Source organism: Aeromonas sp. QDB11 (genome assembly GCF_027705265.1).
Taxonomy (GTDB): Bacteria; Pseudomonadota; Gammaproteobacteria; order Enterobacterales; family Aeromonadaceae; genus Aeromonas; species Aeromonas allosaccharophila.
In genome coordinates this window covers 1-1,720 of record NZ_JAPDBM010000156.1, presented here as the reverse complement: position 1 = coordinate 1,720, position 1,720 = coordinate 1, and the positions used below count along the sequence as shown (strand labels likewise).

Sequence of the window (1,720 nt, the reverse complement as noted above, 5' to 3'; positions counted from 1 at the left end):
GGCAAGCTGCTGCTCAACCAGCGCATCCCTTTGATGCATTACGCGCTGGAGCGCATGCAAGTGAGCTATAACGGCGATCACGAACAGCATCCGCTGCTCTACCCGCTGGTGCTGGCAAACCGGGACGAGTTGGTAGCCAAGGGCTGCATCTTCAAGCTCAGGAGTGCGGATCTGCTCAAGAGTTAGAAGAATAAAGGCTGAAATTTAGAGGTAACTAACTATCCCACGCCTATTTTCACTACCTGTGGCCTAAATTTAGCTTCATCGAGGCTTTCCGAGGAAAGCTGCAATGAAGCTAAAAACAGAAGAATTAGCTTATTTAAATGATACTAAACAAATCATTATAAATCAGCTATTGTCAACAGCTGCAACATGGCGTCATCATAGCTTTCAGTTTCAGACAGGCGAATCGCCTGCTTCAATAACATAGACTCAAATAAATTTCTGGCAAGACGGCCATTCGCGAACTTGTCAGTGGAATTTCTGCAGTTTAAGAATTTATCCAGCAATGCCATTTCCAGTTCTTTCTCTAATGAGTAGTCATTTTCTTCGGCCATTACCTTGACTATATTGACTAATTCTTCATCATTATAATCATCGAACTCAATGAAAAAATTGAACCGAGATTTAAGGCCAGGGTTCATATTCAAAAACTGCTCCATTTCTTCTTTATAACCTGCAACAATAATCACAATGTCATCACGGTAATTTTCCATAGCAACCATGAGAGTTTCAATTACAACCTTGCCGAAGTCATTGTTTTCGCCCGCTAAAGCATATGCCTCATCAATGAAGAGAACCCCGCCCTTAGCCTCCTCAAGAATTTTGCTGGTAATTTTTTCTGACTTTCCAATATATTCCCCGACAAGATCTGATCGCTTGACTTCTCTGAACCCTCCCTGACTCACCAATCCATAGGCTTTGAATAATCTGCCAATAATCCTAGCTACTGTTGTTTTACCTGTTCCTGGGTTACCAGTGAACACGATATGCCTACCAACTGAAACAGACTCTAGGCCCAACTTTTTTCTTTTCTGTTGAATAGTACTAAATGCAATGAGTTCTTTTATTTTTCTTTTAACACCAACTAAACCGACGATATTATTTAGTTCTTTCTGAATGGATAGTATTTCATCATGCATGACATTGGTGGTTTTATTTCCATTAGATGATTCGCCACAAAGTTCACAGAGCGCTGATATAGATGTCTGCTTGCCCTGATATTTAACATCAAAAAAAGAACACAACGCTTTAATATCAGTAAAGGTTAGACTATTTAAGGCTTGCGAGAGAGACAACGAAGCGAGCACTCGCTCAATTAATTCATGCTTGTTTCCGGTACCGGTGAAGCCATTCGCCCTAAGAATAAATTGCAAGTCAGATTTATAGAGTTGCTCTAACATATCGACAGGAACCATATAACTTCCTTATTTGTGAATGTGATTACATAAAAGTCGAGGTGTATGCATATCTATCCAGCCCGATTGGCACACATTACTGCCCGTGGTCTCGTTTTTCAATAACAGTGAAAAAACATTTAAATATCTAAAGATGAACGCTTTGGTTGACATTTTTTCTAATTGAGAGGCAAGCAGGGCGTGCCCACTTGCCCCATGTCAGGGTTGATTTAGCCTTGGCGCATATACAGGACCTTAAGCGTTGAGTCCCTTTAAAACTCCTTCCAAGGTCCTGTTCTGTATCGATTTTCTCTGCTTGGTTC

The 1,720-nt window shown here is 40.9% G+C and carries 1 protein-coding gene and 1 pseudogene; one reads left to right on the top strand and one right to left on the bottom strand.

The features are described from left to right. Nucleotides 1-186 (top strand): annotated as a pseudogene (locus OKC40_RS22320) (WYL domain-containing protein); the annotation flags it as partial. Between the two features lie 155 nt (nt 187-341). Here OKC40_RS22320 and OKC40_RS22315 read toward each other — a convergent pair. After that, complete coding sequence (locus tag OKC40_RS22315) at nt 342-1,418, bottom strand: AAA family ATPase (protein ID WP_234604995.1); 1,077 nt, start codon at nt 1,416-1,418, stop codon at nt 342-344. Between the last annotated feature and the right edge of the window lie 302 nt (nt 1,419-1,720).

Bases quoted from the DNA above. Each gene is read 5' to 3' on its own strand.
- OKC40_RS22315 (WP_234604995.1), bottom strand. From the start codon at position 1,418: ATGGTTCCTGTCGATATGTTAGAGCAACTCTATAAATCTGACTTGCAA.